Source organism: Streptomyces sp. NBC_01275 (assembly GCF_026340655.1).
Classification (GTDB): domain Bacteria; phylum Actinomycetota; class Actinomycetes; order Streptomycetales; family Streptomycetaceae; genus Streptomyces.
Genome location: NZ_JAPEOZ010000001.1, coordinates 636,719 through 660,597, shown reverse-complemented (window position 1 = coordinate 660,597; position 23,879 = coordinate 636,719). Strand labels below are relative to the sequence as shown.

25 protein-coding genes are annotated in these 23,879 nt (G+C 71.3%); 13 read left to right on the top strand and 12 right to left on the bottom strand.

What is annotated here, in order from left to right:
* Positions 1-37: 37 nt before the first annotated feature.
* From OG562_RS02910 to OG562_RS46180, 4 genes are all read right to left on the bottom strand, one after another.
* Positions 38-1,063, bottom strand: coding sequence for an ABC transporter substrate-binding protein (locus OG562_RS02910; RefSeq protein WP_266393262.1), 1,026 nt, complete (start codon positions 1,061-1,063; stop codon positions 38-40).
* A 111-nt stretch (positions 1,064-1,174) separates the two neighbouring features.
* The gene (locus OG562_RS02905; protein WP_266393260.1) at positions 1,175-1,984 is read right to left on the bottom strand and encodes an ABC transporter ATP-binding protein; all 810 of its coding nucleotides are present in this window, start codon (positions 1,982-1,984) and stop codon (positions 1,175-1,177) included.
* Positions 1,957-2,925 carry an ABC transporter permease gene (locus OG562_RS02900; RefSeq protein WP_266393258.1) on the bottom strand — a complete coding sequence of 323 codons (969 nt, stop codon included), beginning with the start codon at positions 2,923-2,925 and terminating at the stop codon, positions 1,957-1,959. The genes OG562_RS02905 and OG562_RS02900 overlap by 28 nt, the downstream gene beginning before the upstream one ends.
* 162 nt (positions 2,926-3,087) lie before the next feature.
* Positions 3,088-3,156, bottom strand: coding sequence for a putative leader peptide (locus tag OG562_RS46180; protein ID WP_351286961.1), 69 nt, complete (start codon positions 3,154-3,156; stop codon positions 3,088-3,090).
* A 138-nt stretch (positions 3,157-3,294) separates the two neighbouring features.
* On the opposite strand from OG562_RS46180, the gene OG562_RS02895 reads away from it, so the two are divergent.
* Together OG562_RS02895 and OG562_RS02890 are read left to right on the top strand one after the other, a co-directional pair.
* Positions 3,295-3,717, top strand: a complete 423-nt coding sequence (locus tag OG562_RS02895; RefSeq protein WP_266393252.1) for a secondary thiamine-phosphate synthase enzyme YjbQ — start codon at positions 3,295-3,297, stop codon at positions 3,715-3,717.
* A gap of 286 nt (positions 3,718-4,003) precedes the next feature.
* A complete protein-coding gene (locus tag OG562_RS02890; protein WP_266393251.1) occupies positions 4,004-5,356 on the top strand; it encodes a phosphoglucosamine mutase in 1,353 nt (450 codons plus the stop codon).
* A gap of 223 nt (positions 5,357-5,579) precedes the next feature.
* Here the strand turns inward: OG562_RS02890 and OG562_RS02885 are convergent, their stop codons facing one another.
* The 5 genes from OG562_RS02885 to OG562_RS02865 all read right to left on the bottom strand — a co-directional run bounded on the left by OG562_RS02885 (position 5,580) and on the right by OG562_RS02865 (position 9,227).
* Positions 5,580-6,122 (bottom strand): GNAT family N-acetyltransferase, encoded by a 543-nt coding sequence (locus tag OG562_RS02885; protein WP_266393249.1) that lies wholly within the window; start codon positions 6,120-6,122, stop codon positions 5,580-5,582.
* Positions 6,123-6,252: 130 nt separating this feature from the next.
* The gene (locus tag OG562_RS02880) at positions 6,253-6,993 is read right to left on the bottom strand and encodes a class I SAM-dependent methyltransferase (RefSeq protein WP_266393247.1); all 741 of its coding nucleotides are present in this window, start codon (positions 6,991-6,993) and stop codon (positions 6,253-6,255) included.
* 180 nt (positions 6,994-7,173) lie between these two features.
* Positions 7,174-7,389, bottom strand: a complete 216-nt coding sequence (locus OG562_RS02875) for a DUF4177 domain-containing protein (RefSeq protein ID WP_266393245.1) — start codon at positions 7,387-7,389, stop codon at positions 7,174-7,176.
* A 439-nt stretch (positions 7,390-7,828) separates the two neighbouring features.
* A complete protein-coding gene (locus tag OG562_RS02870) occupies positions 7,829-8,401 on the bottom strand; it encodes a hypothetical protein (RefSeq protein ID WP_266393243.1) in 573 nt (190 codons plus the stop codon).
* Between the two features lie 166 nt (positions 8,402-8,567).
* A complete protein-coding gene (locus OG562_RS02865) occupies positions 8,568-9,227 on the bottom strand; it encodes a response regulator transcription factor (protein ID WP_266393241.1) in 660 nt (219 codons plus the stop codon).
* 346 nt (positions 9,228-9,573) lie between these two features.
* On the opposite strand from OG562_RS02865, the gene OG562_RS02860 reads away from it, so the two are divergent.
* Complete coding sequence (locus OG562_RS02860) at positions 9,574-10,527, top strand: hypothetical protein (RefSeq protein WP_266393239.1); 954 nt, start codon at positions 9,574-9,576, stop codon at positions 10,525-10,527.
* A 35-nt stretch (positions 10,528-10,562) separates the two neighbouring features.
* On the opposite strand, the gene OG562_RS02855 is transcribed toward OG562_RS02860, so the two are convergent.
* The 3 genes from OG562_RS02855 to OG562_RS02845 are packed head-to-tail and all read right to left on the bottom strand — an operon-like array spanning position 10,563 to position 11,244.
* Entirely contained in the window at positions 10,563-10,691 is a 129-nt protein-coding gene (locus tag OG562_RS02855; protein WP_266393237.1) for a hypothetical protein, read from the bottom strand.
* Positions 10,692-10,738: 47 nt separating this feature from the next.
* A complete protein-coding gene (locus tag OG562_RS02850; protein WP_266393235.1) occupies positions 10,739-10,903 on the bottom strand; it encodes a hypothetical protein in 165 nt (54 codons plus the stop codon).
* A 35-nt stretch (positions 10,904-10,938) separates the two neighbouring features.
* Positions 10,939-11,244 (bottom strand): hypothetical protein, encoded by a 306-nt coding sequence (locus OG562_RS02845; protein WP_266393230.1) that lies wholly within the window; start codon positions 11,242-11,244, stop codon positions 10,939-10,941.
* 25 nt (positions 11,245-11,269) lie between these two features.
* Here OG562_RS02845 and OG562_RS02840 point away from each other — a divergent pair, with 25 nt between their 5' ends.
* From OG562_RS02840 to OG562_RS02795, 10 genes are all read left to right on the top strand, one after another.
* The gene (locus OG562_RS02840) at positions 11,270-11,548 is read left to right on the top strand and encodes a hypothetical protein (protein ID WP_266393228.1); all 279 of its coding nucleotides are present in this window, start codon (positions 11,270-11,272) and stop codon (positions 11,546-11,548) included.
* A 368-nt stretch (positions 11,549-11,916) separates the two neighbouring features.
* Positions 11,917-12,771, top strand: a complete 855-nt coding sequence (locus OG562_RS02835) for a sugar ABC transporter permease (protein WP_266393226.1) — start codon at positions 11,917-11,919, stop codon at positions 12,769-12,771.
* An 11-nt stretch (positions 12,772-12,782) separates the two neighbouring features.
* Positions 12,783-13,670, top strand: coding sequence for a carbohydrate ABC transporter permease (locus OG562_RS02830; protein WP_266393224.1), 888 nt, complete (start codon positions 12,783-12,785; stop codon positions 13,668-13,670).
* A 121-nt stretch (positions 13,671-13,791) separates the two neighbouring features.
* On the top strand, positions 13,792-15,441 hold the full coding sequence (locus OG562_RS02825) for an extracellular solute-binding protein (RefSeq protein ID WP_266393222.1): 1,650 nt from the start codon (positions 13,792-13,794) through the stop codon (positions 15,439-15,441).
* Between the two features lie 95 nt (positions 15,442-15,536).
* Positions 15,537-16,622 carry a LacI family DNA-binding transcriptional regulator gene (locus tag OG562_RS02820; RefSeq protein ID WP_266393220.1) on the top strand — a complete coding sequence of 362 codons (1,086 nt, stop codon included), beginning with the start codon at positions 15,537-15,539 and terminating at the stop codon, positions 16,620-16,622.
* A 69-nt stretch (positions 16,623-16,691) separates the two neighbouring features.
* Entirely contained in the window at positions 16,692-18,647 is a 1,956-nt protein-coding gene (locus OG562_RS02815) for a DUF2264 domain-containing protein (protein ID WP_266393218.1), read from the top strand.
* 66 nt (positions 18,648-18,713) lie between these two features.
* Entirely contained in the window at positions 18,714-20,387 is a 1,674-nt protein-coding gene (locus tag OG562_RS02810) for a serine/threonine-protein kinase (RefSeq protein ID WP_266393216.1), read from the top strand.
* A 338-nt stretch (positions 20,388-20,725) separates the two neighbouring features.
* Positions 20,726-20,929: a cold-shock protein gene (locus OG562_RS02805; RefSeq protein ID WP_210586179.1), complete on the top strand. Its 204-nt coding sequence runs from the start codon at positions 20,726-20,728 to the stop codon at positions 20,927-20,929.
* Positions 20,930-21,103: 174 nt separating this feature from the next.
* A complete protein-coding gene (locus OG562_RS02800) occupies positions 21,104-22,615 on the top strand; it encodes a DEAD/DEAH box helicase (RefSeq protein WP_266393210.1) in 1,512 nt (503 codons plus the stop codon).
* Between the two features lie 126 nt (positions 22,616-22,741).
* Complete coding sequence (locus OG562_RS02795) at positions 22,742-23,746, top strand: cyclase family protein (RefSeq protein WP_266393208.1); 1,005 nt, start codon at positions 22,742-22,744, stop codon at positions 23,744-23,746.
* Positions 23,747-23,879: the final 133 nt, after the last annotated feature.

Below are 23,879 nucleotides of genomic sequence, written 5' to 3'. Positions count from 1 at the left end.
GGCGTGGATCTTCCCGGGGCGAGGGTGACGCCGACGACTACGAGGAGGTGCGCGCCGCGGTGGTGGAGGCGGGCAGGTCGCCGTTGTAGCGCGGGTCCACGAAGTCGGCGAAGTCCACCTTGCGCGGGATGAGCTTCAGCTCGGTGAACGTGTCGGCGATCCGCTGCTCGGAGGCGATGAGCGGCTTGTCGACCGCGACCGAGATCCGGGAGGAGTAGGTCTGCTTCACCGCGGCCAGCGCCACCTCGTACGGCAGCCCGGTGTCCTTCGCCCACACCTTGGCCCACTCCTCCTGATGGCCGTACACCCAGGTCGTGGCCCGCCGCAGCCGCTCCAGGTAGTCCTTGACGGCGGCGGCCTTCTTCGTGTCCTTCAGCGCGGAGGGCGCGGCCACCTGGAAGGTGAGACCGTTGGTGATCCCGTCGCCGGTGGTCAGCACCCGCCCCTGCTTCGCCTCCAGCACCTGCGAGGTGTACGGGTCCCACACCGCCCATGCGTCGACCTTGCCGGAGGTGAACGCGGCGAGCGCGTCGGCCGGCTGGAGGTACTTGACCTTCACGTCGCTCAGGCTGAGCCCCGCGGCCTCGAGCGAGGCCACCAGCTGGTAGTGCGCGGAGGAACCCTGCGCCACGGCGACGGACTTGCCCCTGAGCTGCTCGGGGCTGGTCAGTCTGGAGTCGTTCGGTACGAGGAGGGCGTCGCCCTTGGACGTGCCGTGGAACGCGGCCACGACCGTGACCTTCGAGCCGGCGCCGGCCGCGAAGACCGGCGGGGTGTTGCCGACGCCGCCGATGTCGACGGCCTTGGCGTTGACCGCCTCCAGGAGCGGCGGGCCGGAGGTGAACGTGGACCACTTGATCTTGTAGTCGAGGTTCTTCAGTTCTCCGGCGGCTCGCAGGATGGCTTCGGAACCTCCCTTCTGGTCTCCGACGTTGAGTGTGAGAGAGCCCTTGCCGTCGGTGCCGCTGCCGGCGGCTGTGCTGGCGGACGAGTTCCCGCCGCAGGCGGTGAGCAGGAGGGCGAGGGGGAGCAGCAGGGCGGCGGGGACGAGGCGTCGTCGCATGGGGGTCCGTTCTGGGGGAGTGCGCGGTGAGGGGAGCAGGGAGTGAGGGAGCCAGGGGAGTGGGGGCAAGGGGGGTGGGGGGACGGGGGAGCGGAGGGTGAGCAGGGGGTGTCAGGCGGCTTCGGTGGTCGTCGGGTCCACGCCGAGTCGGCGCAGCAGGCCGGCGCGCAGTTCCGCGAACCGGGGGTCGGCGATGTCGCGGGGGCGGTCGAGGTCGATCTCCTGCTCGTGGGCGATGACCCCGTCGTCCATCACCAGGACACGGTCGGCGAGCAGGACCGCCTCCTCGACGTCGTGCGTGACGAGCAGCACGGCGCAGCCGCGGCGCTGCCACAACTCGCCCACCAGCCGCTGGGCCTTGATGCGGGTGAGCGCGTCGAGCGCGCCGAACGGCTCGTCGAGCAGCAGCAGATCGGGCTCGCGCACCAGGGCGCGGGCGAGGGACGCGCGCTGGGCCTCGCCGCCGGAGAGCGTCTTGGGCCAGGCGTCGGAGCGGTGCCCGAGTCCCACTTCCTCCAGAGCCTGGTCGGCGACGGGACGCGCGGGCCGGCCCGGCAGACCGAGAAGCACGTTGCGCCACACCTTCTTCCACGGCATCAGCCGCGGCGACTGGAAGGCGACGGCCTTGCGGCGCGGCACCAGCACGGTGCCCTCGATGTCGCGGTCGAGGCCGGCGAGGATGCGCAGCAGCGTGGACTTGCCGCAGCCGCTGCGACCGAGGAGGGCCACGAACTCGCCCGGCCGGATGTCCAGCCGGAGGTCGTCGATGACGGCACGGCCGTCGAAGGAGCGGGTCAGACCCTCGACACGGACGGCCTGTGGCGTGCGGACCGTCTGCGGGGCGTCGGCCGTGTGCTGCGGGGCCCAGGCCGTTCGGGGGCTCGTCGGCCGGCTCATCGGCCGGTGAACGTCGGTCGCCATTGCAGCAGCAGCCTTTCGAGGGAGCGGACGATGAAATCGGCGAGCAGGCCGAGGAAGGCGTAGACGATGAGGCAGACCACGATCACGTCGGTCCGCAGGAAGTCCCGTGCCTGCACCATCAGGAACCCGATGCCGGAGTCGGCGTTGATCTGCTCGGCGAAGACCAGCGCGAGCCAGGCGATGCCGAGCGAGTAGCGCAGCCCGGTCATCGCCCCGGGCAGCGCGCCCGGCAGGACGACGTGCCGCACGAGCCCCCACCGCGACAGCCCGAGCGACTCGCCGGCCTCGATCAACTGGGCGTCCACGCCCCGGATCCCGGCGTACACGTTGAGATACAGCGGGAAGGTCACTCCGAGGGTGATGATGGCGATCTTCGGGGCCTCGCCGATGCCGAACCAGATGATGAACAGCGGGATGAGTCCCACGAACGGCACGGTCCGCAGCATCTGCACCGGAGCGTCCACCAGATCCTCACCGACCCGGAACAGCCCGGACACCAGGGCGAGTCCGGTGCCGACGACCGTCCCCAGCACCAGCCCCACGGCCACGCGCTGGAGCGAGGTGCCCATGGCCGAGGACAGCGACCCGTCGGAGATCAGATCTCCGGCGACCTGGGCGATCCGGCCGGGTGAGGCGAGGACGTCGGAGGTCAACACGCCTGTAGTGCTGAGGAGTCGCCACAACGCGAGGAGCAGAACCGGGCCGGAGGTACGGCGCAGCCAGCGGGGGACGCGGGTACGGCGGGAGGAGCGCGGGAGCAGGACTTCGAGGTCTTCGAGGTCGAAGCTGTGACTGGAGCTGGAGCTGGAGCTGGAGCTGGAGCTGGAGCTGGAGCCTGCGTCGGATCCGGGGCTGGTGCTTGCGGGCTCGTCGCCCTTCGAGACGGATATAGGTGAGATATCGGGCTCGGAGGATTCAGGCGGGGCATGGCTGATGCTCATGGAGGCTCCACGGAGAGGGACGGCGGCCGATGGGGGACGGACGGACGCACCTCGGCGCCGCCACATCACGGTGGACTCAGGTCCGACCGGACGCGCGGGTAGGGCGGGCGAAGGTGAGCGTGAGGGGTGGGGCTGAGGGTGGAGCGGGAAGGCGAAAAGGCGTCAGCAGCCGCGGCGACACGCGGCAGAGGCCACCCGCAGCAGGTCGATGTGACCGCGCGTGGTGAGCATGGCTGAACGCAACATGCGGCTGAACGTAGCCAGACCGTATGCCCACGGTCAACGGGCGTCTCGCAGATCGGACCCCTCGTATCACGGACCGGTCCGTCGGGCGAGTGCGGAACCCGGCGTATGGGTCAGGATGGGGGCATGTCAGATGCGTTCACCACCCGAGTTCTGCACGTGGCGTCCGGCTCCCGGGAGCGGGTCGTCGATCTCACCGGGGAGTGCGAAGCCTTTCTGCGCGAAGTGGCCGCGGGCCGCGACGGCCTGCTGAACGTCTTCGTCCCGCACGCCACGGCCGGGATCGCGGTCATCGAGACCGGCGCCGGCAGCGACGACGACCTCCTCGCCGCCCTGCACACCCTGCTCCCCGCCGACGACCGCTGGCAGCACCGCCACGGCAGCCCCGGCCACGGCCGCGACCACGTCCTCCCCGCCTTCGTCCCGCCCCACGCGACCCTGCCGGTGCTGGACGGCAGGCTGGAACTGGGGACGTGGCAGTCGGTGTGCCTGGTGGACACGAATATCGATAACGTCAACCGTCAGGTTCGGCTGAGCTTTCTGGGCTGAGCAAGATCGTCCTAGGGTGGCCGCGAAATCTTCGACATCGCCGCACCGGCCTTCCCGGTCGGTCGGCCGGCCGGAGGAGGGGCGGCCCGTTCTGTAGCCAACTGGGCCTGGGATGTTCACCGTTGATTTGCCGGACCTCGTCGTGGCACCCTCAAGTGATCAACATACAACCCGCTTATGGCCCCAGGGCTACGGAACCCGGCGCAGGCCTGCCCGAACCTCCCGAAGGTCGGTGACTCGCTGATCGCCGAGTTCGTCACCACCTCAGGAGCGCACAGTGACACGCTTGTTCGGCACGGACGGGGTTCGCGCCGTCGCCAACGCAGTACTGACTCCCGAAATCATGACGGCGCTCGGGCGGGCGTTGGGCGTTCATCTGTCAGGCTCCGCATCGGCGCGGCGACGCGTGGTCGTCGGCCGGGACCCGCGCCCCTCCAGTGAACTCCTCGAGGCGGCCTTCCTCGCCGGTCTGTGCAGCGCGGGGAGCGACGCGATCACCGTCGGCGTCGTGCCCACCGCAGCGGTCGCTCACCTGACCACTCACTTCGGAGCGGCCGCCGGTGCGGTGATCACCGCGTCGCACAACCCGTTGGAGGACAACGGGTTGAAGCTGTTCGATCACGCCGGGTACAAGTACGGCGAGGCCGACGAGATCCTCATCGAGGAACTGGTCCATGCGGGAACAACGCCGTGGGCGCCGCTGCGTGGTCGGGCGGTGGGGCGAATCCGGGATCACAGCCATGTCGCAAGCGAGATCTACATCAGCCACCTTGTGGCCGAGATGCCCGACCTCGACGGAGTGGTGCTCACCGTGGACTGCGCGAACGGTGCGTCGGCCACCATCGCCCCCGCGGCCTACCGGCAGGCCGGCGCCACCGTGATCGAGATCGCCGGTGACACCAGCGGCAACAAGATCAATTGCGGTGTGGGTGCAACCAGCCCCGAGTACCTGCAAAAAGCACTCGGCAACGACATCAGCTCGATCGGCTTCGCTCACGACGGCGACGCCGACCGGCTGGTGGCCGTGGACGAGCTGGGACGCATCGTCGACGGCGCCGACCTTCTGGCGATCTTCGCCGTCGACGCGCACCAGCGGGGCCGACTTCCGCACGACGGACTGGTCACCACGCCCATGACGAACAGCGGTCTCGGCACCTCGCTCGCAGACCGTGGGATCAAGGTCGTCGAGTCGTCCATCGGGGACCGCGCGGTGCTGCGCACGATGCTCGCGAACGGGTACGCACTCGGCGGCGAACAGAACGGGCACGTCATCAGCCTGGCAAGGGCGACCACGGGGGACGGCATCCTGTCCGGGCTACTGCTGCTGGAGATCATGCATCGCAGCGGAAAGAAGCTCCACGAGCTGACCGCGGTCTGGCGCCGCCGGCCGCAACGGATCGTCAATATCCCGGTTCCGGACCGACAGTTCCTCGAACGGGCCACGGGCCTGAATCAGTTGGTGACAGAGGAACGAGAGAAGCTCGCCCGTGTGGGAGGACGGTTGACCGTGCGGCTGTCGACGATCGAGGACATCGTGCGGGTCGTATGCGAAGGACCGGTCGATGACATCGCGGACTCGGTGACGGCACGGGTCGTGGCCGACATTCATAGCCGCCTCGAGCGGGAGGCGCAGGGCTGATCCGGCATGGCTCTGCATGCGTCCCATGACGAGCGGAGCCTCGACGAACACGCCGGCGCCGGCTTGAAGGGCGTGCTCCTGGACCGGGATGGAGTACTAGATGCCCCACCGGCCTCCGGGTACGTCACCGGGTCGGCCGAACCCAAGCTCTTGGTTCGTGCCGCGAACCATCTCGGCCTGTGGGCGGCCGACCTCCGGCCCGGACGTGGGTTCGGGCCGCAGCCTAGCTCTGTGAGTCCGGCTTCCAGTCCTGGACGAGGAGCCCGAGCAGCACCTCGTCCAGGAACTCGCCCATCACCCAGGCCGAGGAGCGCAGCACGCCCTCGCGGACGAAGCCGTTGCGCTCGGCGGAGCGCAGCATCGCGGCGTTGTCCGACAGCGTCTCGATCTGCAGCCGCTGCAAGCCGCGCACGACGAAACCGTAGTGGCACAGCACCGCGACCACGTCGGTGCCGTAGCCCTGGCCGCGGGAGGACGGCAGCAGCCCCAGTCCGATGTGCGCGGACCGGTTGTGGTTGTCGATGTTCCACAGCACCGCGGTGCCGACCAGCGTGCCGCTTTCCAGCTCCACCACGGAGAACGGGACGTGCCCTTGTTCCTTGTCGTCCACCACGAGCCGCGAGTCCTTCGAGCCGGGCGTGATCGGCCGCCACGGCCGGCCCTCGGACCGCGAGGAGTTGACCACGTCGTCGTAGAGCTCGGTCCGCAGGATCGGGATGTCGTCCTCGTGCCGGGCCCTGAGCCCGACCTTGCTTCCTCTTAGCATGCAAGCTTCCTATCCGACCGGGCTGGCCTGCGGCAATCCAATAAGGCAGCCGGCAGCCGACCAACAGAGCAAAGGCATACCGGCTGTCACACGAGGCGCCCGTACCGCCCGGGGCCGAGCGTCACCCGCGTCAGGCCGGCTTGCGCCACACGGAGATGTGCTTCGCTGAGTCCTGGGTGAACGGCGCTCTGCGCCAGTCCGCGACGCGCAGTTCCAGTTCCAGCCCCGCGATCCGGGCCATCAGGTCGAGCTCCGCCGGCCAGGCGTACCGGTGCCGGGAGTGCCCGCGGCGGTAGCGGTCGTCGTCGCCGTCGCGGGTGAGGTGGTGGGAGACGAGGATCTGCTCGACCAGGTCGAAGGTGTCGAACCCGAGATGCCGCTCGGAGAGGTCGAACGGCACAGCGACCTGCCCGGGCGGCAGGAACCGCAGCGGCGGCACGCCCAGTTCGACGACGAAGCGGCCGCCGGGCGCCAGGTGCCGGGCGGCGTTGCGGAAGCACTCGACCTGCTCGTCCTGTGTGAGCAGGTTGGAGAGGGTGTTGTAGACGAGGTACACCAGGGTGAACTCGCCGGGGACGACGGTCGTGGCCATGTCCCCGAGGGAGACCGGAAGCGCGTCCTCGTCGATCTTGCGCCGCAGGACCGCTGCCATGGGCTCGGACAGTTCGATGCCCACGACGGGCACGCCGCGTCTCCGGAGCGGGACGCCCACACGGCCGGTTCCGATGGCGAACTCAAGTGCCCGGCCGTCTCCGGCGAGTCCGGCGAGGAAGTCGAGAGTCGGTTCGAGGACAGCGGCCGAGGACATCTCCGTCTCCTCGGCGTCGTAGCGGTCGGCGGTCGCGCGGGTCCACAGCTCACTGCTCGTCACGGGCCGCCACTTTGCCGGGCGCGCCGGGGCAGTGTCGACCTGTTTACCGTGCCCCCGTAGGGGCACGCTCCCGCCCTGGCAACGGCTTTGCCGCCGTCAGGAGGCGCCGGCCGGCTCGCGCTGAGTGCTGAGTGATCTGCGGAGCCCGCCGTTCACCGTGCCGTACAGGACCCGCGGTCGTCAGCGGCGCGGGCGCTCCAGAGTGAGGAGAAGGCCCTCGACCGCACCGGGTCCGATACGGCCCTTGACGTCGGCGGCCGTGATCGCCTTGAGTGCCCAGCCGTCCTCGGCGTGCTTGTTCAGAACCTTCTCCAGCTTGTCGCTGTCCAGGGCGTCTCCGATCAGGGACTCGCGGAAGGTGACGACCTTGTACTCGAGTGCGTAGACGTTGCTCATGTCTGGGGCCTTCCCGTGGATGGACTGGCTGACGGAACCGGGGACAGCCAATCACCGATCGACGCCGCCGCACACGGCGGGGTGAGGTCGTGTCGTCGGGAGGGGGCACGGAGCCGATTACCCGGCCGACCCCGCCGTCGGTCGCGAGGGTGCGGGCCGGGGGCCTTGCGGGTGTCGGAGCGGGACGACGCCGACGCACCGGCCGTCGCGGTCCGGCAGACGCGCCGGTCGCCGCCGACCAGCACAGAGACTTACGGCCGTCCGCGCTGAGCAGTTCCAGCAGCTCCGCGTCGAGGGCGTCCCAGCCGGTCCCGTGCGCGAGGGAGGGCGGGTTGGAACAACAGCATGGTGGGCCTCCCGCTCCCCGACGGCCCCGACCGGCGTCGGGTCGACCGGGCCGGTCGGCGGTCGAGTGCGGGACATGAGGAGAACGCCTCGGTCAGAGAGCGAACGCCTCGGTCAGGCGCACGCTGTAGCCGTCCTCTTCCATCAGGACGACGGTGACGCCGAAGGGGGAGGGGTGGTCCAGGTCGAGCGGGGTGAAGGAGTAGTCGACTGCGGCCCGGATCGGCGCGACCAGCTCGCCTCCCACCTGTGGCTCGAGCGCGGGAAGCCAGTGCGGCCGGACCGCGACCCGGCCTTCGGGAGAGCCGGGCTGGAGCTGCTCCGTGTAGGGGAACCGGTGGAGCACATGGCCGTCCTTCTTGGCGTGCACCATGTTGAGGCAGGGCGCCGGGCCGCCGACGGGCAGTGCGCAGGCGGTGGCGACGTGCTGGGTCTCCCAGGCGAGGACGACTTCGTCGGCGTCGGCCGCCGCGGCGATGTTCGAGAGCTCGACGATGCCGGTGACCGCGTCCTGGCCGGTCTGCACGGGCCGCAGCCAGATCAGACCGACCAGCTCGCCGCGGACCAGCGGCATGATGACCGGGCCGGGCACGCCTTCCTCCCCCAGCCCTGCGGCGTACGCGTTCTTCATCGACTCGACCAGTGCGTCCCAGATCCGCGTGTCCACGAACTCTCCCTCGACAACTGCACGTTCACGATCGCGTCGACCCTGTCACGCCGGCCGCGTCACCGCCAATGACCGGCGTGGCCCGTGGCTTTGGATGACACGCAGAGTGACATGGAGAGTGACATGGAGATGAACCGCCGAGACCGCCGCCGTCGCGTCGGTCCGCTCAGATCAGCCCGGCCCGGATGGCGTAGGAAACGGCGTGAGCGCGATTGCGAACCTGCATCCGCTTCATCGCGCCGTACAGGATGTAGCGCACCGTGCGTTCGGAGTAGGAGAGTTCCGTCGCGATCTCGTCGCACTGCTTTCCTGCGGCGATCAGGCGCAGCACGTCCGCCTCGCGGGGGCTGAGCGGGGGCACGGTCCCGCCTCGGACGGCGGCCGCGTTCTGTTGCGCGTTCTGATCCGCCCGCTCGAAGGCCCGTGCCTGAGGCGGCGGAGCGGGTGGGGCGAAGGGCGCGTTCCTGTCGCTGCCGGCCACCGCGCGCACGGAGCGGGCGAAGACGTCCGGGCTGCAGAACTCCCACCACACGACGGCGCGGACGCCTCGGCTTCGCGCCGTCGGCATGTCGGCCCGCCACTGCTTGCCCACCACCATGAGAAAGCGCGCGCCGGGCTTGTCGCAGAGTCGGTGGAGCAGGTCCAGGGCGGACGCGTCCGCCACGTCCACGGCGACCACGATCGCGTCGGCCTCCCGGATCCTGTCGCGCGGCAGTTCGCGCAGACGCGGGTCCAGCGCGACGAAGCCGGCCAGTCCGGCGCGGATCAAGGGGGCGGGCGCGTGAATCGCCACGCGCACGGTCTCGACGCGTACTTGCTGAGGCATGCGCCCTCTCCGACTCGCGTGTTCAGGAGGCTGATGGTGCCACCCGTGGGGAGCGAACATCCGTGCTACGGGGCGCCTGTACGTCGGCCGAGGGAAATCTGGCGCGAGCGGCTGACCGGCCTTCGCGCCGGAGCCAACCGGAGTGAACTGGACCGAACTGGAATGAACCGGAGTGAACCGGAGTGAACGAGTAACGCCCCTTCACGACCTCGCCGTGACCTCGCTGTACAGATCGGCAAGGTTCGCGGGTTCGGCTTCACCGGAGGCGGCGGGCGCACCACGATGGCCTGCGACTTCCAATGACTCCTGGCAGTTCTCAGCAACTTCTAGCAACAAGGGTGGCCGCATGATCGCGACCATTGTCCTGTCCGTGGTGCTCGGCCTGGTGCTGCTCGGCGCCGCCGCCGCACTGTTACGGGACAAGCGCAACTTCTCCTCCGGACGGGGGCGTACCGCGGGTCCGGGCACCGGCCGGAAGGCCCTCGAGACGGTGGCCCTGGGCCTGCGGGCCGTGGCCGAGGGACGCGCGCACGGTCCGCGCCCGATGCCCGATGTGCACGCCGTCGTCTACTCGGGACGGCGGCTGACGCTACGGCTCGCCCACGCCGACCCGGACGCGCCCTCGCCCTGGACCGCGGACGGCTCCGGGAAGGAGTGGTCGGTGGAGTCGGCCAGCCTGCGCCGGACCGGCAACGCGGGCGCCGGGCCCACGCATCCGTACTCCCTGACCGTCACCCTCGGCCTGCACGACGGCGACCGGGTGCTGGTCGACCTGGCGCAGTTGTCGGGGGCGATCGCCCTGACGGGTGATGACATCGATGTCCTGCGCCTGGCGCAGGCCCTCATCACCGAACTGGTCTCGGGCCCGGTCGGGCTCCTCGCCCACGTCGTTCTGGTGGGTTCGGCGGCCACCGCCTCCGTGACCGAGGGACTGGGCGTGGGCGCGCGGCCGGCCCGCCTGCACACCGCGGCCACCCGGAACGAGGCCCTGACCAGCGGCGACGCCGAGCCGACCGGGCCCGTCCCGGCGGCCTCGGCCTCGTCCTTCCGGACTCTGCACCTGAGCAGAGAGGGCGGCGTCGCGGCCTCCGCGACGCACACCCGTCGGCTCTTCGTGGTGACCGCCGCCCAGTTCCGCGACGAGCGATGGAAGGACACCCTGCTGCGCAGGACGGACGCGCTGCTGGTGCTCGGCTACATTCCCGACGCGGACTGGCACTTCAAGGTGAACGCCGACGGCTCCCTGGACACCGGCCGGCTCGGTGTGCCCATCGACACCCACACCGCCTGCCTTTTCTGATCCCTTCCCGACTCCTTCCCGCCCCTTTCCCGATCTCACCGCGCCCTTCGTTCCGAGAAGGCGCCGGACCCGCCGCCCGGCACCAGGTCGCGGCCGGCCAGGCTGCCGTCCAGCCAGGCCGCGGCCAACTCGGCGAGACCGGAGCCGCACTGCCGCGCTTCCACACCAGGGCCGCCCTGAGCGAGGCCGGGATCACCGTCCCCGGACGCAGTCAGGCCACCGCCGAGAACGAGCGGCTGCTCGCGGCCCTGATCGCCGAAGGGCTGAGCAACCGGCAGATCGCCACGGTGCCGCGGCTCGGCGAGGACGCGGTCGCCAACCGTCTGTCCCGGCTGTTCGCCCGCACCGGTCTGCGGTCCCGCACCGAGGTGGTCACGGCCGTGCTCACCGGCTACCGCACGAACGGGTCGGCTACAGCCACTCGTCCAGGGCGTCGATGAGGCGGTCGAGAGCGGGCTCGTCGGAGGAGCGGTCCGTGACGACCGTACGGCCGTCGTACTCCAGCGTGTACTGGAACATGTCGGCCGCTCCCGTGTTGACGCTCGACGCGGGGACGTCGGCGAGTGCCGGATCTCCGAGCAGCGTGCGCAGTTCCGTGAACTGGGCCGGGGTGGTGTGGTGTACCTCGGTCTTGCCCCGGTCGGTGGTGCGGACGGTCCCGTCGCCCCGGAGGACCACCTCCTGGTTCACGCCGGCGAAGCCGCCGGTGACGGTCATGGTCACCAGCTTCTGATCCGGGCTGGTGACGGGCACCGGAGACGGACTGGCGGACGCCGAAGCCGGCACGGAGGGAGAGGCGGAGTCGGAGGGGGAAACGGAAGCGGATGCGGAGGGGGAGGGGGAGGGGGAGGACGGGGAAGGCGTGAAGGAGACGGTCGCCGTGGCCGTCGTGCTGTCCGTCGGCTCCGCCTGGCTCCCGCCCCCGGAGGAGCAGCCGACCAGGGCCAGCACAGCGGCCGCGCACACCATCGCCGTACTCCGAGTCAGCACCGTGTCTCCCCGCCTGTCGATTGCTGAATGACCGTCATATCAGGGTTTCCACGCTGTGCGTTCCGCCCTGAGCCCCCGCGTCGCGCCGTGGCCCGCGCATTCACCCGGGAGGCTCCATGCCCGGTTGTGCCGGCGTCGGTGAGGACGCCGAGGCGGTTGCCGACCCGGGTCGGCTCCCCCCGCCCCCAACTCCCAGTTGTGTCAGAAGTGTTGACCGGATCTCTGGAAACGTTTTAACTTCACCTCACTCGACCCCCGAGGGGAGGAGGCTCCGTGGCGACGTCGCTGCGCGAGAACCCCAGCAAAACGGCAGAAAATCGCTCCTTACGTCGCCCGTCACGGCGACAGAAAGAGCGAAAAGGTTTTCACGGACGCGGCAGCCGGACGCTGTTCCTGCTGATGCTTCCGGGGCTCGCGTACTTCCTCGTGTTCCACTACGGGGCGCTCGCCGGGAACGTCATCGCCTTCAAGGAGTACGTGCCGTTCGACGGTCTCTGGGGCAGTCCGTGGGTCGGACTCGGCAACTTCCAACGGATGTTCGAGGACGCCGAGTTCTGGGACGCGGTCCTCAACACCCTCTGGATCGCGGTCCTCCAGCTCGTGTTCTACTTCCCGGTCCCGCTCGGTCTCGCCCTGCTCCTGCACAGCCTCACCTGGAGCACGGTCCGCCGCTTCGTGCAGTCGGTGGCCTATCTGCCGCACTTCATCTCGTGGGTGATCGTCGTCGCCCTGTTCCAGCAGGTCCTGGGCGACACCGGGATGGTGAACAGCTACCTGGGCGACGCGGGCCTGCACAGCGTCGACGTCATCGGAAACCCCGACGCCTTCCGGCCGCTCGTCGTCGCGCAGGTGATCTGGAAGGACGCCGGCTGGGGAACGATCATCTTCCTCGCCGCCCTCTCCCAGGTCGACGAACAGCAGTACGAAGCCGCCGCGATCGACGGCGCCGGACCCTGGCGACGCTTCTGGCACATCACCCTGCCCGCCATCCGGCCCGTGACGGTGCTGCTGCTCATCATGCGGCTCGGCGACATCCTCTCCGTCGGCTTCGAACAGATGCTGCTCCAGCGCGACGCCGTCGGCCCCCAGACGGCCGAGGTCATCGACACCTTCGTCTACTACCAGGGCATCGTCGGCGGCGACTACGGATTCGCCGCCGCCGCGGGCCTGTTCAAGGGCCTGGTCGGCGCACTGCTCGTCTACGCGGCCAACAAGGTCGCCCACCGCCTCGGCGAACAGGGGGTCTACAAGTGAGAGGTCCACAGGTGAGCGCCCACGCCCGGCCCGGCTGGATGGAGAAGCCGAAGCCCCTCACCCAGGCCGCGAAGGCCGTCGCCCTCACCGCGGTCGTCCTCCTGGTGTGCGTGCCCTTCCTCGTCATCCTGTCGACCTCGCTCGCCGCCCCGCGGGAGGTCGTGGCGAACGGCGGCTGGGTGCTGTGGCCCGAGAACCCCAGCCTCCAGGCGTACCGGGACATCCTCGACGGCGGCATCGTCACCCACGCCCTCGCCGTCAGCGCCGGCGTCACCGTCGTCGGCACCGCGCTCAGCCTCGCCTGCACGGTCACCCTCGCCTACGCCCTCTCCCGCCCCGGCGTGTTCGGCGGCCGACCGGTCCTGCTGCTGATCCTGTTCACCTTCCTCTTCCCACCCGGCATGATCCCGGGCTTCCTGCTGGTCAAGGAGCTCGACCTGCTGGGGAGTTACGGCTCGCTGATCCTCCCGGTGCTGGTCAACGTCTTCAACCTGGTCGTCCTGCGGGGCTTCTTCCAGGGCATCCCCGAGGAGCTGTACGAGGCGGCCCGCCTCGACGGCGCCGGGGACTGGCGCGTCCTGTGGTCCGTCGTGCTGCCGCTGTCGAAGGCGGCTCTCGCTGTGGTCGGCCTGTTCTACGCGGTGGCGTACTGGAACTCCTGGTTCTACGCCTCGCTCTACCTGGAGAGCGACCACTGGCCGCTGCAACAGGTGCTGCGCACCTACGTCGTGGCCGGCTCCGGCCTCACCGACACCACCACCGGCGAGGCCACGGTCAACGCGCCGCAGACGATCCAGATGGCCGTGCTGGTCATCGCCACCGTGCCGATCCTGCTCGTCTACCCCTTCCTCCAGAAGTACTTCACCAAGGGCGTGCTCACCGGCGCCGTCAAGAGCTGAGCCATCACCCCGCACGGCCCATCACCCCGCACGGCCCATCACCCCGCACGGCCCGTCACCTCGCACAGCCCATCACCTCGCACAGCCTCTCCAAGAGCCGCACGCAGAAAGGTCATTCGTCATGCCCAGCATGTCCCGACGCACGCTGCTGCGATCCGTGGCCGCGGGTGGCGCCGCCGTCGCCGTCCCCGGTCTGCTGACCGCGTGCTCCACCGGTTCGGACGACGGAGACGTCTCCAACGCGGGCAAGGAACTGGCCCCGTGGCCCGCCTACGCGGCGACCGCCGGCCCCCGACCCGACCTCGCCCCCACCGACGCTGGCGTCCAGGCCGGTTTCACCTCCTACCCCTCCACCTTGGCCCCCTCGGTCGCCCGCACCCCCGGCGACGGCTCCACCGTGAAGGTCCTCACCGTCACCTTCGGCACCCCGCCCAAGCCGGCGGCGCAGAACCAGTACTGGCGGGCCGTGGAGAAGGCCCTCGGCGTGGAGATCGAGTTCACGGTGGTCCCGCAGGCCGACTACCAGAAGAAGATGGCCACCGTGATGGCCGGCGACCCCGACTCGCTGCCCGACGTCATCAACGTCTTCACCGGCGTCACCCTGCCCCGCGAGGCCCAGTTCGTGCAGCGCAGGGCCGAGGACCTGACCCCGTACCTCTCCGGCGCGGCGGCCAAGGACTACCCCAACCTCGCCGGCATCCCCACCCACGCCTGGCACGACATGGGCCGCATCGGCGGACGGCTCTACGGCATCCCCCTGGAACGCCCGCTGCCCGGCTCCACCCTCTGGCTCAACCAGGACCTGTTCACCGAGGCCGGCATGAAGGGCGGCTGGACCTCGGCCGACTTCACCGCCGTGGCGAGGAAGGCCACCCACGGCAAGAAGTACGCCCTCGGCGCCTCCGTCGGCTCCCTCTTCGGCAACGCCGTCCACGCCGCCGCCCACCACGCCCCGAACGGCTGGGCGGTCGACAAGAACGGCGCCTTCCACGCCAACTACGCCGACGACCGCTACAAGGCCGCCGTCGCCTTCCAGGCCCAGCTGCGCAAGAACGGGTCCTACCACCCCGACGCCACCTCGATGTCCCAGGTGGACCTCAGCACCCTCTACCTCAACGGCACCGTCGCCTCCCTCCAGGACGGCTTCGGCGCCTACCAGAGCCGTTACCCCGACTCCGAGGGACTGTTGACCCCGGCGCCGGCCCTGCCGTACAGCGTCGACGGCGCCCCCGGCGGCCTCGTCGCCGCCCGCCGGTCCTTCGGCTACACGATCCTGAAGAAGGCCGGCAAGGAACGCGTCCGGATGCTGCTGCGCCTCCTCGACTACCTGGCGGCCCCCTTCGGCACCAAGGAGTGGGAACTCGTCCACTACGGCCTGGAAGGCGTCCACTTCACCCGCGGCAAGGACGGCGCCCCGCAGGCGACGAAGCTCGGCGAGGTGGAGAACGTCTCCAACCTGCCCTTCCGCTATCTCGCCGAGGGCCCCCAGGTGCTGTTCCTGCCGGGCCTGCCCGACGCCGTGCGCGCCCTGCACACCTGGCAGCAGGCGGTGGTCCCGCTCGCGATCCGCAACGCCTCCTTCGGTCTGAAGTCCCGCACCGAGACCTCGCAGGGCGCCACCCTCAAGGCCCTGATGGACGACACGATCACCGCCGTGATCGCCGGCCGCGCCCCCCTGTCGGAGTACGACGAGGCGGTACGGAAATGGCGCTCCCGCGGCGGCGACAGAATGGCCGGGGAGTTCGCCGAGGAGCACGCCGCCAACACCTGAGGCGGGGGCGCCGGCAGACGCTCACGGCAGGCGCGCGCCGAGACGCGGACAGAGCGCTCGCACGGGCGAGGGGCACGAGGAGAACGGGGTACGACATGACCGCACAGGGACCGGGACGGGGACAGTCGCCGGGGCAGGGCCGGGTGACCATCCGCGAGGTCGCCGAGCGGGCGGGCGTGTCCGTGGCCACCGTCTCGCGCGTGCTCAGCGGCAACTACCCGGTGCCGCCCGCCACCCGCACCCGGGTCCTGCGCGCCGCCCGCGCCCTCGACTACGTCGCCAACGCCCACGCCCGCGCTCTGGTCGGCGGCGGCCGCAAGACGGTCGCCGTCGTCGTCCGCCAGGTCACCAGCCCGTTCTACGCCCAGGTCGCCGAGGGCGTCGAGGCGGAGGCGGCCACCCACGGCTGGCTCTGCCTGGTCGGCACCACCGGCGGAGACCCGCAACGCGAGCTGGAGTTCGTGCAGCTCATGCGGGAGGAGGGCGCCCGGCTGGTGATCCTGGTCGGCGGGGTCGTCGAGGACGACGCCTACCGCGAACGCGTCGCCCACTACGCCCAGGCCCTCGACTCCGCCGGCGCCCGCCTGGTGCTGTGCGGCCGGCCGGCGCCCGACCCCGACATCCCCGCGCTGGTCGTCGAGTTCGACAACGAGGCAGGCGCCCGCGCGATCACCGGACACCTGCTCTCGGCCGGCCACCGCAGGATCGTCTTCCTCGGCGGACTGCCCGGCAACACCGCCCTGGACGCCCGCGTCACCGGCTACCGCGCCGCCCTCGCCGGACACGGACTGCCCCCGGAGGCCGCCCATGTCGTCGACTGCGGCCTCGGCCGGGCCGCCGGGCTGCGCGCGATGGCCGAACTCCTCAAGGAACGCCCGGAGTTCACGGCCGTCTTCGCCGGGGACGACATGGTCGCGGCCGGCGCCCTGCGCGCCATAGCCGAGGCGGGACTGCGCGTCCCCGAGGACCTCTCCGTCGTCGGTTACAACGACATCCCGCTCGCCGAGGACTTCCACCCGCCCCTCACCACGGTCCGCACCCCCGCCGAGGAACTCGGCCGCGCCGCCGTACGCATCGCCCTGCGCGACCCGGAGAACGCCGCCGGCGCCCACCATCTGCTCGGCACCCACATCGTCGTACGCGACAGCGTCGCCGCGCCCCCGCCCGGGCGCGCCCACTGACCGACGGCCCGACTGACGAGGGCCCCCGCTGTCCGACGGCCCACCGACCGACGGAGGACCCACCGCCGTATGACCGCGCCGCACCTGTCGGCCGACGCCGGCCAACTGCCGCCCCCCGACCATGACTTGTCCCCCCGTACCGGCTATACCCGCGCCCACTGGGAGGCCGCCGCCGACCGGCTGCTGGCCGCGTTGCGGCCGTACGCCACGCCCGGACTCGCCCAGTACCGGCTGCCCGGCCGCACCGGTCACGCGGGCGCCTGGTCGGACGGGCTGGAGGGATACGCCCGCTCGTTCCTGCTCGCCGCCTTCCGCATCGCGGGCTCCGGCGGGCGGGTCGGCCCCGAACTCGTCGAGCGCTACGCCGCGGGGCTCGCCGCCGGCGTCGACCCCCGTCATCCGGAGCACTGGCCGCCCATCACCGACCGCGGTCAGCCCATGGTCGAGGCCGCCTCCGTCGCCCTCGCCCTGCACGAGACCCGTCCCTGGATCTGGGACCGACTCCCGTTCCGTACACAGGAGTTGGTCGTCGACTGGCTCGGCGGTTTCGTCGGCGCCACCGCCAACGACTCCAACTGGCGGCTGTTCCAGGTCATCACGGAGGAGTTCCTCGCCTCCGTCGGCGGCCCGCACGACCGCGCGGAGATCGACGCGGGCCTCGACCGCCTCGACGACTGGTATCGCGGGGGCGGTTGGTACACCGACGGGGACGGCCGGAAGTTCGATCACTACAACGGCTGGGCCCTGCATCTGTACCCCGCCCTGTGGGCCCGCGTCGCCGGTCCCCGCGCCGACCCGGCCCGCGTCGCGGCCCATCGCGCCCGGCTGCGCGAATTCCTCGGCGTCCACCAGCACTTCTTCGGCTCCGACGGCGCCCCCGTCCACCAGGGCCGCTCCCTCACCTACCGCTACGCCGCCGCGGCCCCGCTGTGGGCGGGCGTCCTCGCCGACGCCACCCCGCTCCCGCCCGGCCGCACCCGCCGCCTCGCCTCGGGCGCCCTGAAGCACTTCACGGACCGTCGAGTGCCGGACGAACGAGGCCTGTTGAGTCTGGGCTGGTACGGCCCCTACCTCCCCGTCACCCAGCCGTACTCGGGACCTGCCTCCCCGTACTGGGCGAGCAAGGCCTTCCTCGGGCTGCTCCTGCCCGCCGACCACCCCGTGTGGACGGCACGCGAGGAACCCGGCCCCGTCGACACCGCCGACCGGCGGCTGGCCCTGCCCGCCCCCGGCTGGCTGCTGCACTCCACGGCCGCCGACGGAATCGTCCGGCTGGTCAACCACGGCTCCGACCGGCTCCCGCCGCCGCCCACCCCGTCCGACGACAGCCCGCACTACACCGCTTTCGCCTACTCCACCGCCACCGCCCCCGAGACCCCGCCCGCCGACGAGCCGCCCGGCCCCGACAACCGCATCGCGCTGCTGACGCCGACGGGCCCGACCCGCCGCGGCCGTATCCACCCGCTGTACGCGGACGGCCGGCGCGCCGCGTCCTGGCACACCCCGCTCGGTTCGGACGGCGACGAGCCCGCGCGCATCACCACCGTGAGCGTGGTGCACGGACCGTGGGAGGTCCGCGTCCACCGCGTCGAGGCCCCGGCCGGGACACCCGTGAGGGAGGGCGGCTGGGCGCTGGCCTGCGACGACGTCCCGCCCGCCGCACGGACCGGCCCGGGCTGGGCGCTGGCCCGGCGCGCCGACGGTCTGACCTCCGCCCTCGTCGGCCTGCTCGGCTGGCAGAACGCCACCGCCGCCGTGACCCGCGCTCGCGGCCACAACGCCTACGGCGACCACTCGGCCGTCCCGGTCCTCACCGCCAACCACCCGGGCGGCGCTCTGCTCCTGGCGACGCTGGTGGTCCTCACCGCCGATCCCGCCGATCCCGCCGATCCGACCGATCCAGCTGATCGACCGGTCTCGGCGGACATCCCGACCGGCGCGTACGCGGTCACCGCTCCCGACGGAACCCTGCGCATCGGCTTCCCCGACGGCACGACCGAGACCGTTGCCCCGCCGCTCGGCTAGAGTCTCGCCTCATCCTCGGTCGGACGTCCTGCCCGGGGTCGTGCGCTGGGTGGGGGTACGGCAGCAATGGGGCCCGAACGAATGGAACTGGCCGGCTACGAGATCCAGGAGGTCCTGGGCCGGGGCGGGTTCGCCACGGTGTACCGGGCCAGACAGCTGGCCGTGGGCCGGGAGGTCGCGCTGAAGGTGGACAGCAGGGTGCTGTCCACCCCGCGCGACCGGCAGCGCTTCCTGCGCGAGGTCACTGCGGCCGGGCAGTTGTCCGGACACCCGCACGTGGTGCCCGTGTACGACGCCGGGGTCCTCTCCGACGACCGCCCCTACATGGTCCTGGAGCTGTGCCCCGGCGGTTCGCTCGGCGACCGGCTGCACCGGCAGGGCCCGCTGCCCCCGAAGGAGGCGCGCGACATCGGCGTGAGCCTCGCGGACGCGGTGGCGGCCGCCCACGCCGCCGGCGTGCTCCACCGCGACATCAAGCCCGGCAACGTCATGTTCAACCGGTACGGCGGTGTGGCTCTCACCGACTTCGGGCTGGCGGCCATGCCCCGACCCGGGCGGGAGCTGTCCGTGACGCGCGAGGCGCTGACCCCCGCGTACGCCCCGCCCGAGGCCTTCCACCGGGCGGACCCCAGCCCGGCCGGTGACGTGTACTCGCTGGCCGCCACCGTCTACGCCCTGCTGCGGGGCTGCCCGCCGCACCACCCGGACGACGGGACCCAGCTGAGTCTCGCCGAGCTGATCGTGCGCCACACCTGGCCCTACCCCGACCTGCCCGGAATGCCGGCCGCCCTCAACGCCGCCCTCCGGCACGCCCTGGCCCCGGACCCGGCCCGGCGGCTCTCCGACGCGGGCGCGTTCCGCGACGCCCTCGCCGCCGTCGACCTGGGAGGAGGCGTCGGCCCGGGAGGCGCCGGCGGCTTCGGCCCTGCGCCCACCATGACCACGGTCCCGTCGTACCGCGACGAGCCGCCTGTTCCGTCCGTTCCGTCTGTTGCTCCTGTTCCCTCCGTTCCTTCTGTTTCCTCCACCCAGCCGTATGGCCCGCCCCCTCCGTACGGCGCGGGCGGTACGACCGAGGCCACCGGGCCGGGCGGCGGCGGGGGGCGGAAGGAGCGGAAGGAAGGGCGACGGCCCCGGCTGATCGCCGTCCTGGCGGCCGTGGCCGTCACCGTGAGCGTGTCGGTCACCGTGGTCGTCTACGAGAACGGCCGATCGGACGGCGGCGGCGCGGACTCCTCCTCAGGCGCTTCCGCGGACTCCTCCTCCGGCGCCGCCGCCGCGGACAAGGAGGACAAGGGCGTGTCCGGCTTCGGCGTCGCGACCACCACGGAGAACTGTCCCGCGACCGGCGTCGACGGCGTGGGCGGGCGGTGCGTGGCGACCCCGGAGTGCTGGAGCGGCATCACGGACATCTCGGGGATCATCACCGTCAGCCGCGCGGACTGCCAGACCCGGCACGTGTGGGAGACCTTCGCGATCGCCCCGCTGCCCGACGACGGCATGACGAACAACGCGCGGGACCTGATCAAGCATCCGGACGTCAAGGCGCTGTGCTCGTCCGAGGTGATGGCCGAGACCATGGTCCCCGGCGGCCGCGAGACCGCGAAGGAGTGGAGGGTCGACATCCTCCCGCCGACCGCGTCGGAATGGGACAAGGGGCTGCGCGTCTTCCGCTGTGTGGCCGCGGCCGAGACGACGGACGGGCAGAAGACCGGCAGCCAGTTCGCGGTCGGCGGCTGACCGCCGGTCGACCGCCGTTCGACCGGCGTGGGATCAGGGAAAGAGCGAGTTCTCCGTGCGCGCCCCTTGTGTAATCCGAAAATTCATCTTTCGCGCCGCTCCCGCACGGGCGCGACACGGCGCGACACGGCGGTACAGGCGGAAAGTAGTACGGATGTATGGGGCGTGCTAGGCTTGAGGGTAGTTGCAGTTGTGGTTCCCGAAACTTCAAGTGCCTCGGCGACTATATGTCGTCGGGCATTTTTTGTATCTCCGGCTCATCCGGACGGGGTTCATTGTGGCAACGCACGGGTTCACACAGTGTGGGCCCGCGGGCACTGCCCCGAAGGAGATATGACATGGCTACTGGCACCGTCAAGTGGTTCAACGCTGAAAAGGGCTTCGGCTTCATCGAGCAGGACGGCGGCGGCCCCGACGTCTTCGCCCACTACTCGAACATCGCCACCCAGGGCTTCCGTGAGCTCCAGGAGGGCCAGAAGGTGAACTTCGACGTCACGCAGGGCCAGAAGGGCCCGCAGGCGGAGAACATCACCCCCGCCTGACGCCGAAAGCGCAGGACGCAGCTGGGTCCCCACCTCACGGTGGGGCCCCAGCTTGTTGTTTTTTAAACCGATGGAATTCCTTCGGTCTTTCCATCCGGCTCGTTCTTGCAATTCATCCGGCTCGCTCCCGCCGGGAATTCCTCGATACGTGCCCCCCGTCGAGGAAGGTTCTCCGTGAGCCGTTCAGCCGGCACGAACGATCGTGGCGGGCGCCGCCACTCCGCCCCGCGGTACGCACCGAAGTCAGCCCCGCGATCCACATCGAAGTCCGCTTCGCGATCCGCACAACAGTCCGCACCGCAGGGGGAGTTCGCGCTCCCCGTCGCCGTCACCCCGCCCCTGCCCCCGGCCGCGACCTTCGCCGAGCTGGACATGCCCGTCGAGCTGTCGAAGACACTCACCGATCTCGGCCTGCGCGAGCCGTTCCCGATCCAGGCCGCCACCCTGCCGAACGCCCTCGCCGGACGCGACGTCCTGGGGCGCGGACGCACCGGCTCGGGCAAGACCCTCGCCTTCGGCCTGGCCCTCCTCGCCCGTACGGCGGGGCAGCGCGCCGAGTCGCGCAAGCCGCTGGCCCTGATCCTCGTCCCCACCCGCGAGCTGGCCCAGCAGGTCACCGACGCGCTCACCCCGTACGCCGGAGCGCTGAAGCTGCGGCTGGCCGCCGTGGTCGGCGGGATCTCGATCAGCCGGCAGACCGCCGCCTTGCGAGCCGGGGCCGAGGTGGTCGTGGCGACCCCCGGCCGTCTCACGGATCTCGTCGAACGCAAGGACTGCCGACTGGACCGGGTGCAGATCACCGTCCTGGACGAGGCCGACCAGATGGCCGACATGGGCTTCATGCCCCAGGTCACCGCATTGCTGGACCAGGTCCGCCCCGACGGTCAGCGCATGCTGTTCTCGGCCACGCTGGACCGCAACATCGACCTCCTGGTCCGTACGTACCTCCACGACCCGGTCGTGCACTCCGTCGACCCGTCCGCCGGCGCGGTCACCACGATGGAGCACCACGTGCTGCACGTGCACCCCGCCGACAAGTACGCCACCGCCACCGAGATCGCCGCCCGCGACGGGCGCGTGCTCATGTTCCTGGACACCAAGCACGCCGTCGACCAGTTCACCCGGCACCTGCTCGGCAGCGGAGTGAAGGCCGCGGCCCTGCACAGCGGCAAGTCGCAGCCCCAGCGCACGCACACCCTGGGCCGGTTCAAGGACGGCCACCTCACCGTCCTGGTGGCCACCAACGTCGCCGCGCGCGGGATCCACGTCGACGACCTCGACCTCGTGGTCAACGTCGATCCGCCCGGCGACCACAAGGACTACCTGCACCGCGGCGGCCGGACCGCCCGGGCGGGCGAGTCCGGCACGGTCGTCACGCTGGTCCTGCCCAACCAGCGCCGGGACGTGGCCCGCCTGATGTCCGACGCGGGCATCAGGCCCCAGGTCGCCCAGGTCCGCTCCGGCGAGGCCGAGCTGAGCCGCATCACCGGCGCACAGGCCCCCTCCGGCGTCCCCGTCGGCGGCAGCGGGCCGGTCACGGAGCGCCCCAAGCGCGGCGGCGCTCCCTTCCGGGGCATGGGCGCCCGCCCGGGGACGACCGGTCGCGGCGGCGAGTCCCGCCGGTCCGCCGAGGCCCGCCAGATCGCCGAGGCCCGCAAGGCCGCCCGGGTCCGCCGGGGCGCATAGCCGCCCTCGGCGCGGGCCGCCGGTACCTGTGCCAAGCTGGGGTTCTGATCACCAGGACGACGCTCTGGAACGTTGTGGGCGTACGGCGCTCCGGATGTTCCGCAGGCGGGAACGGTGTGAGTGCAGATGACCTCCAGCTCCGCCGACGCTCCACAGCCCGGGTCGGCCCACGCGGACGAGCCGGCCCACGCGGACGGGCCGGCCCGCGCCGACAACGGGCCCGCCGTCTCCCGTCGGGAGTTCGACGCGCTCTTCGCCGCGGTGCGCACCTGGGGGCGCTGGTCCCCGGCCGACCGTGGCGCGTGGAACCGGGTGACCGCGGAGCGGGTGCGGCGGGCCGCGGCCCGAGTGCGCTCCGGGACGGTGGTCCCGATGGCGCTGCCCTGGAACACCCGGCCCGGCCCCGACAACCCCAGACCAGCCCTGCACCACATGACCGACCTCGGTGACGTGGAGCGCCCGGAACCCTCCGCCCACAAGGACTTCCTCGCCTCCGACTACCACGGCAGGAGCGTCACCCATCTCGACGCCCTGAGCCACATCGCCTACCGGGGGCGGCTCTACGACGGCCGGGTCGCACGCGAGGTCGTCGACGCCGCGGGCGCCCGCTTCGGCGCGGTCTCGACGCTCGGGCCCCTGGTGACGACGGGGGTGCTCCTCGACCTCCCCGCCGTTCTGGGGATCCGCTGGCTGGAGCCGGGGCGGGCGGTGCACGCGCGGGACGTCGTCGCCGCGGAGCGGGCGCTCGACGTGACGATCGGCGAGGGCGACGCGGTGCTGCTGCGCACCGGGCACGTCCGCCGCCGCGCGGAACGGGGTGCCTGGGACTCCGGCACGGCGAGCGCGGGCCTGCACGTGGACGCCGTACCGCTGCTGGCCGAGCGGGGGATCGCGCTGCTCGGGAGCGACGGGGACAGCGATGTGCGGCCGTCGCCCGTGGCGGGGGTGCACTCGCCGGTGCACGCCCTGGCCCTCACCGCGATGGGGGTGCCCCTGCTGGACAACCTCGACCTGGAGGCCCTCTCCGCCGCCACCGCCGAGGCCGGACGGCACACGTTCCTGTTCGTCGTGGCACCGCTGAACGTGCCGGGAGGAACGGGCTCGCCCGTCAGCCCCGTCGCGGTGCTGTGACCACCGGCCCCCTTCCGGTCACCGCACGTGAGGGCCAGGGCCGGCCGTGACTGGAGTCCAGGATGTCCGTATCCTCGGCAATGTCAGACTCTTTCCGAAAAGCGGATTATCGCGGGCGCGAGTGAGGCGAAGC

Excerpts from the sequence above, each read along its gene's own strand:
- OG562_RS02910 (WP_266393262.1), bottom strand. The coding sequence starts at position 1,063 with ATGCGACGACGCCTCGTCCCCGCCGCCCTGCTGCTCCCCCTCGCCCTC.
- OG562_RS02905 (WP_266393260.1), bottom strand. The coding sequence starts at position 1,984 with ATGGCGACCGACGTTCACCGGCCGATGAGCCGGCCGACGAGCCCCCGA.
- OG562_RS02900 (WP_266393258.1), bottom strand. The coding sequence starts at position 2,925 with ATGAGCATCAGCCATGCCCCGCCTGAATCCTCCGAGCCCGATATCTCA.
- OG562_RS02895 (WP_266393252.1), top strand. The coding sequence starts at position 3,295 with ATGTCAGATGCGTTCACCACCCGAGTTCTGCACGTGGCGTCCGGCTCC.
- OG562_RS02885 (WP_266393249.1), bottom strand. The coding sequence starts at position 6,122 with ATGCTAAGAGGAAGCAAGGTCGGGCTCAGGGCCCGGCACGAGGACGAC.
- OG562_RS02875 (WP_266393245.1), bottom strand. The coding sequence starts at position 7,389 with ATGAGCAACGTCTACGCACTCGAGTACAAGGTCGTCACCTTCCGCGAG.
- OG562_RS02865 (WP_266393241.1), bottom strand. The coding sequence starts at position 9,227 with ATGCCTCAGCAAGTACGCGTCGAGACCGTGCGCGTGGCGATTCACGCG.
- OG562_RS02860 (WP_266393239.1), top strand. The coding sequence starts at position 9,574 with ATGATCGCGACCATTGTCCTGTCCGTGGTGCTCGGCCTGGTGCTGCTC.
- OG562_RS02845 (WP_266393230.1), bottom strand. The coding sequence starts at position 11,244 with ATGACCGTCACCGGCGGCTTCGCCGGCGTGAACCAGGAGGTGGTCCTC.
- OG562_RS02835 (WP_266393226.1), top strand. The coding sequence starts at position 11,917 with ATGCTTCCGGGGCTCGCGTACTTCCTCGTGTTCCACTACGGGGCGCTC.
- OG562_RS02825 (WP_266393222.1), top strand. The coding sequence starts at position 13,792 with ATGCCCAGCATGTCCCGACGCACGCTGCTGCGATCCGTGGCCGCGGGT.
- OG562_RS02820 (WP_266393220.1), top strand. The coding sequence starts at position 15,537 with ATGACCGCACAGGGACCGGGACGGGGACAGTCGCCGGGGCAGGGCCGG.
- OG562_RS02815 (WP_266393218.1), top strand. The coding sequence starts at position 16,692 with ATGACCGCGCCGCACCTGTCGGCCGACGCCGGCCAACTGCCGCCCCCC.
- OG562_RS02810 (WP_266393216.1), top strand. The coding sequence starts at position 18,714 with ATGGGGCCCGAACGAATGGAACTGGCCGGCTACGAGATCCAGGAGGTC.
- OG562_RS02805 (WP_210586179.1), top strand. The coding sequence starts at position 20,726 with ATGGCTACTGGCACCGTCAAGTGGTTCAACGCTGAAAAGGGCTTCGGC.
- OG562_RS02795 (WP_266393208.1), top strand. The coding sequence starts at position 22,742 with ATGACCTCCAGCTCCGCCGACGCTCCACAGCCCGGGTCGGCCCACGCG.